Here is a 6,287-nt window from a genome sequence, read left to right on the forward strand (position 1 = left end):
GGGGGGCTTTTGGGGTTCAGTACAGCTTTTAAAATACCTTCCTTTCCACGGGGGGGGGGGGGCATTTTTAGCAGGAGTGAAAAGTATATTTTTGCAGGATATTACAAGACGAACCTGGGGCGAAGCTGAAAATTTTGCCGATAGATACTCCGATTCGCTTAATGCAAGCGTTGCCGCGGTAATAAAAAAATATGTCTCCTTTAACGAACATATATTGTGGGGGATATCAGGAAAAATATTTCCGCTTCTGATAGCGATATCTTTTGTGTTATGTGTATATTGGTCTATAAAGAGTGCGCTGGGTAAACAGCTGTTATGCTTGTATGTTCTTTCCTTCGTAACAACTCTATCGTGGATTGTGTTGGCAAAGGCGCACTCTTTTCTCCATTTGAAATTGAACCTTGTGCTATGGAGTTTTGGTTTTTTGCAGTTGATTGTTTATGTGCTGTTTTACACAGGGACACATATATGGGGGAAATATTCCAAAAAACTGTTTCATAAAACAAAGCGCCGAATTGAAAGTGATCAGTAGAGTAGAAATCTGGGTTATTATAGTGTGGTCTCTGCCGTTAAAAGGAAAAGGGCCCTTCTTACAGACAAAATAAAACAACGGGCAGCTGGCAAGCGGATTTACGCCGTCAGCTACTCGTTGTTTTGTTTTATTATACCAGGGAGAGGGGAGAAGCGCAAAGGGCGTTTTGCCGAAAGTTTTGCGCCCGCGGCAGGGGAGAAAAGCGCGCTTTTTATAGCAGCGGCACCCCGGCGGCGGCGCAGGCGGCGCGGGTGGCCTCGTCCCACAGGCTCACCTGCACCTCACCCACGTGCACCTTGCCCAGCAGCAGCATGCACAGGCGGCTTTGGCCGATGCCGCCGCCGATGGTGAGGGGCAGCTGGCCCGCCAGCAGCATTTTGTGGAAGGGCAGGGCCCGCCGCTCGTCGTGGCAGGAGAGGGTGAGCTGCCGGTCCAGCGCGGCGGGGGCCACCCGGATGCCCATGCTGCTTAGCTCCATGGCGCATTCCAGCGGCGCGTGCCAGAACAGCAGGTCACCGTTGAGCGACCAATCGTCGTAGTCCGGCGCGCGGCCGTCGTGGGGGGCGCCGGAGGCGAGGGGCGCGCCGATCTGGCCGATGAACACGGTGCCCGCCTCGCGGGCGATGGCGTTCTCACGCTGCTTGGGGGTCAGGCCGGGCCAGCGGTCCTCGAGCTGCTGGCTGGTCACAAAGGTGACCTCGCGCCGCAGGGTGGTGGAGAGCTGCGGGAACTGCCATTTCAGCTCGTCCAGGGTGGCGCTGATGGCATATACGATGTTTTGCACCACGCCGTGCAAAAATTGCTCGGTGCGCTGGTCCGGGGTGATAACCTTCTCCCAGTCCCACTGGTCCACATAGATGGAGTGCAGGTTATCCAGCTCTTCGTCGCGGCGGATGGCGTTCATGTCGGTCACAAGGCCGTTGCCGGGGCGGAAGCCGTATTGGTGCAGGGCCAGCCGCTTCCATTTGGCCAGGCTGTGCACCACCTGGGCGGTGCCGCCGGTGGCGGGCACCTCGAAGCTGACCGGGCGCTCCACGCCGCTGAGATCGTCGTTCAGGCCCATGGCGGGGTCCACGAAAAGGGGCGCGGTGACCCGCTTTAAGTGCAGCGCCGCGCAGAGCTTTACCTCGAAGATCTGCTTGATCAGGCCGATGGCCTTTTGGGTGTCGTATAAGCCCAGCACGGGCCGGTAGCCCTGGGGCAGGCGGGTCTCGCTCATGATCCTTGTCTCCTATTCATCTTCCGGTTCGGGCAGCACCCGCACCAGAAGGCTTAAAATGCGCTTGTCTTCCACCTGCTCCACCGTGACGTGCAGGTTTTTGAAATCGAAGCTCTCGCCCGGCTCCGGGATGTGCTCGAGGCATTCCAGGGCCCAGCCGGCGGCGCTGGAAAAATCGCTGTCGAAGCCCTTTACCCGAATCTCCAGCTCGTCGAACAGGTCGTCGATGTTCACCTCGCCCGCCACCCGGAACAGGTGCTCCTCCAGCTGGCGCACTGGCAGCTCCTCCACCTCGTCGGTCTCGTCGAAGATCTCACCCACCAGCTCTTCCAGCACGTCCTCCATGGTGACGAGGCCGAGGGTGCCGCCGTAATCGTCGGTCACGATGGCCATGTGCTGCTTGCGGCGCCGGAATTCAGCCAGCAGATCGTTGATGTGCTTGGTTCGGTATACGAAGGGGATGTCGCGGCAGAGGGCACGGATCTGGATGGCCTGGCCCTTTGCCAAGCACTCGAACAGATCGCGGGTGTGCAGCATACCAATGATATGGTCGATGTCGCCCTCGTACACCGGCAGGCGGGTGTAGGCGTTTTCCACAGCGGTGGCGATGATCTCGTCCACCGGGGCCTTTACGTCCACCGCAACCATATCCACCCGGGGGATGAGGATCTCCTGGACGGTGATATCGTCGAATTCAATGGCGGACTGGATGATCTCGGTCTCCTGGCTGTCCAGCACGCCCTCCTCCTCCACCGTGTCGATGATGGTCTTGAGCTCGTCCTCCGTGACGCTGGGCTGCACCAGGCCGGTGCTGCGGCGGCCGGTGAGCAGCTGCTTGAGCTTTACAAAAAACCACACGACGGGGCTGAATGCGGTGCGCAGGAACGCCAGCACGCCCGCCACCTGCATGGAAAAGCCCTCGGCGTGCTCTTTGGCAAAGCTCTTGGGCAGGATCTCGCCGAAGATCAGCACCAGCACGGTCATGCCGAAGGTGGCAATGGCCGGGCCGCTGGCGGGGCCCCAAAGCGCGGTGGCCATGACGGTGGCCAGCGAGGCGCTGGCCATGTTCACGATGTTGTTGCCGATCAGGATGGTGGAGAGGGTTTTGTCGTAGTCCTCGGCTACCTTCAGCGCGGTTTTGGCGCGCTTGTCGCCATCCTCGGCCTTGTTGCGCATGCGGATTTTATTGAACGAGGAGATCGCGGTTTCGCTGGCGGAAAAAAACGCCGAGCAGGCAATGAGCAGAACAAGCGCCAGATAAATACTAGGGCCAGGGGTATCCAAAAATCATCAACCTTTCATTTTAAAAGAAAATTTCCATACCATATTTTATGGTATTCTCTTTTATATATAGCAGAACTTGCGCCGCAATGCAATAAAAATGTAGGCCGGAAGGGATTGAAAAGCATGGAATTGGCAAATAATTCATAAGGAATAAAATGGAGTTTTGTTGCTGAAAAATTGTGCGAAACCATTAAAATTGTAAAAATCGACAAAAACCAAATCTCAGAAAGGGCGGTTTTGTATAGCTGGGAGAATTGCGGGGAAACAATGGGACAAATGGATTATTCTGTGCTATAATACGGGCAACCGGCCACCGGGGGAAAGCGGGCGGCCGGGCCTTATAAGCAGATAAAGAGGGAGTGAAAGCCAAATGGTCAAGGAAATCAAGGTTTCCTGCTTCAAGCAGGTGAAAAGCATCGTGGACGCCGCCGCGCGCTGCGAGCGCGAGGTGAACATCCAGGACCTGAAGGGCTCGATTGCGGATGCCAAGAGCATCCTGGGCTTGATGAACCTGGACTACAGCAGCCCCGTGCAACTGATGGGGGAGGACCCCGCCGAAGTGGAACAGGTGTACAACGCCCTGGTCCAGTGAGCTGAAGGAAAGGAACGCCCGGAGCCTTGCGGCTCCGGGCGTTTGCTGTTGGATTACAGGTAATTCACGCCGATCATCACTGCGCCCAGCACCGCCAGAACCACGCCGGTGGCCCGGTTTAGAACCACAGGGCTTGCCTTGTTGGCAAACCTGGCGGCCAGCTGGGCGAACAGCAGGGTGCTCAGAACACACAGGGCCAGAATGCCCCAGTCCGGCGCGCCGCCGATGGCAAAGTGGCTGACGGCCCCGGTAAAGGCGGTAAAGGTCATAATGAATACGCTGGTGCCCACGGCGGTCTTGAGCTCGTACCCCAGCACGCTGGTGAGGATGAGCAGCATCATCATGCCGCCGCCGGCGCCGATGAAGCCGCAGATGAAGCCCACCATCGCCCCGCACGCCACGGACTGGAGGAAGCGCTTTTTGGCGCTCACCACACCCATGGATTCCTTGGTGGCCATGACCGGCTTTACGATGAATTTAACGCCAAGAAGCAGGGTCATAAAGGTGGAAAAGCCGCCCATGGCGGTGTTGGGCACCAGGCTGGAAACATAGCTGCCGACCAGGGTGAAGGCCAGCACGCTGGCCATCATGACCACGCCGTTTTTGACGTCCAGATTTTTGTTTTTGCCGTAGGTCCAGGCGCTCACCGCGCTGGCGAGAACGTCTGAGGCGAGGGCGATGCCCACGGCCTGGTATGCCGGGAGCCCCAAAAAGGTGATGAGCATGGGGCTGATGACGGCAGCGGCGCTCATGCCGGCAAAGCCGGTGCCAAGGCCGGCCCCCAGCCCGGCGAACAGGCAGACGAGCAGGGTTTTGAGCATGGGAAAGACTTCCTTTCGGAGAGGTTTCGCGCCGCGGGGCGCATAAAACTTATTTAACGACTTTTTGCACTTTTTTTCAAGGGGGCGGGCACAAAATTTTCAGAATGTTCACACCAGGCGCTTCCGCGGCTGCCAGCCCTTTCCGCTTTACACCGGCGGGGGCGTGTGCTACAATAAAAACTGTGCAAATTACGGCGAAATGCAACGGAAAGCGGAAAACCGAAACGAGCGGAAGGCGGGGAGATGCGGCATGAAAAAAAGGTTGCGCGCGCTGCTTTTCGCGCTGAGCCTGGGGGTGCTGGCGCTTGTGCTTGCCCTGCGCCTTGGCCAGAGGGGCACCACCTTTTTGGGGGCCCGGCTGGCAGACGCGGAGCAGCTGGCGGCTTTGCAGGCCGGCCAGCAGGTGAGCGGCGAGGACTGCATCCTGCACTGGAACGGCGCCGTGCTGCCCTATGATTCGGCCCAGGGGGCCTATTGCGTGCCCCAACCGGCCGGGGGCGAAACGCGGGGAAACCTGTTTTCCAGCTGGGGGGATATCTATCTGCCTGCCGAGCATTGGGGGGGCGACATGACTTCCGCCATGCGGGAGGGCACCCTGCTGCCGGTGTATGTGAGCGACGGCAGCCGCTGGTGCGAGCTGTTTGCCTATGTGTCCGGCATGCCGGCGCTGGTGGTCAAAACCCAGGAGAGCGTGCCGTACCGCCTGGATCCGAACATTGTGAGCGGCACCATGGCGAAGCTGGAACTGGCCTACAATTATTCGGACTACACCCTGTTCTGGCCCGAGGGGAACGCCCGCGGGCAGCTTACCAAGGGGAGCCTTGAGTGGCACTGGCGGGGAAACACAAGCCTGCTGGCCAACAAAAAGACCTATCGGCTGAACTTGCTGGACCTGAAAAAGAAGCCCAAGCGGGAGGATCTGCTGGGGCTTGGAGACGATGCGGACTGGATCCTGATGAATTTCGCTACCGATTGCACCCGCGCCCGGGACAAGGTAACCTGGCAGGTTTGGCAGCAGCTGGTGCAGCAGACGGAATATAACCCCGCAGGGCTGCGGGTGGAGTATGTGGAGCTGTATCTGGACGACCGGTACATGGGCGTTTATGGCCTGTGCAGGCCCATCAGCCGGGATTCGCTGGGGCTTTCGGCAAAGGACAGACTTTACAAGTGGCGCACCATGCCGCTGGACCGGCGCATGCCCACCACCGCAGATTTTGAGCAGTTGGAGGCCGACGAGAGCCTTGCATGGGGCATGTGGCTGGAGGTGGCCTGGCCCAAGAGCTGGAGCGAAGGGCTGTGGCAGCCCATGAAGCGGTATGTGGAGCAGTTTTACACCCCCGAACAGCCGCCGGAGTGGCAGCGGTTGGAAGAGACCACAAACCTGGCGAACCTGATCGATGTGGCGCTGTTCAAGCAGTACATCTGCGCCATGGATAATTTTTGCTACAACCAATATTTTTTGGTGAACAGCGCCGACGGCCTGTACTACCGTATCCCGTGGGATCTGGACTATTCGCTGGGGGATCGGTACGACGAATTCTATGAACTGGATCTGGCAAAGACCGTGATCCCGGATATGGAGCTGGACGCCCTGTATGAGGCCGACCCGGCGCGGGCGCAAAGCCTGATCGCAGAACGGTGGGCTGAGTTGCGGCAGACCGTGTTCACGGTGGAGAACATGGCGGCGCTTTTACAGGAGGCAACGAACACGCTGGAGAGCACCGGCGCGATGCGCCGGGACTTTGCCCTTTGGGGCAAGGACGCCACCTACCCCAACGCCCCGCACTTCCGCACGCTGGAAGTAAATGAAACCCTGGAGCTGCTGGAGGACCGGCTGGC

Annotated in this window: 6 protein-coding genes; 3 read left to right on the forward strand and 3 right to left on the reverse strand. The window is 58.7% G+C overall.

What is annotated here, in order from left to right:
- A partial coding sequence (locus tag ACMLHZ_RS15345) for a hypothetical protein (protein WP_418668538.1) occupies nt 1-532 on the forward strand: 532 nt, incomplete at its 5' end.
- 211 nt (nt 533-743) lie between these two features.
- Here the strand turns inward: ACMLHZ_RS15345 and asnA are convergent.
- Complete coding sequence (gene asnA, locus ACMLHZ_RS15350; RefSeq protein ID WP_418668539.1) at nt 744-1,751, reverse strand: aspartate--ammonia ligase; 1,008 nt, start codon at nt 1,749-1,751, stop codon at nt 744-746.
- A 12-nt stretch (nt 1,752-1,763) separates the two neighbouring features.
- A complete protein-coding gene (locus tag ACMLHZ_RS15355) occupies nt 1,764-3,035 on the reverse strand; it encodes an HlyC/CorC family transporter (RefSeq protein ID WP_418668540.1) in 1,272 nt (423 codons plus the stop codon).
- A gap of 370 nt (nt 3,036-3,405) precedes the next feature.
- Here ACMLHZ_RS15355 and ACMLHZ_RS15360 point away from each other — a divergent pair, with 370 nt between their 5' ends.
- Nucleotides 3,406-3,627, forward strand: a complete 222-nt coding sequence (locus tag ACMLHZ_RS15360; RefSeq protein WP_177565173.1) for a hypothetical protein — start codon at nt 3,406-3,408, stop codon at nt 3,625-3,627.
- Between the two features lie 53 nt (nt 3,628-3,680).
- Here the strand turns inward: ACMLHZ_RS15360 and ACMLHZ_RS15365 are convergent, their stop codons facing one another.
- A complete protein-coding gene (locus ACMLHZ_RS15365) occupies nt 3,681-4,448 on the reverse strand; it encodes a sulfite exporter TauE/SafE family protein (RefSeq protein WP_418668541.1) in 768 nt (255 codons plus the stop codon).
- 250 nt (nt 4,449-4,698) lie between these two features.
- Here ACMLHZ_RS15365 and ACMLHZ_RS15370 point away from each other — a divergent pair.
- The coding region (locus tag ACMLHZ_RS15370) for a CotH kinase family protein (protein WP_418668542.1) at nt 4,699-6,287 on the forward strand (1,589 nt) is incomplete at its 3' end.

Origin of the sequence: Allofournierella sp. (assembly GCF_048388525.1) — a bacterium.
In the GTDB taxonomy this organism is placed as follows: Bacteria; Bacillota; Clostridia; order Oscillospirales; family Ruminococcaceae; genus BQOK01.

Bases quoted from the DNA above. Each gene is read 5' to 3' on its own strand.
- asnA (WP_418668539.1), bottom strand. From the start codon at position 1,751: ATGAGCGAGACCCGCCTGCCCCAGGGCTACCGGCCCGTGCTGGGCTTA.
- ACMLHZ_RS15360 (WP_177565173.1), top strand. From the start codon at position 3,406: ATGGTCAAGGAAATCAAGGTTTCCTGCTTCAAGCAGGTGAAAAGCATC.
- ACMLHZ_RS15365 (WP_418668541.1), bottom strand. From the start codon at position 4,448: ATGCTCAAAACCCTGCTCGTCTGCCTGTTCGCCGGGCTGGGGGCCGGC.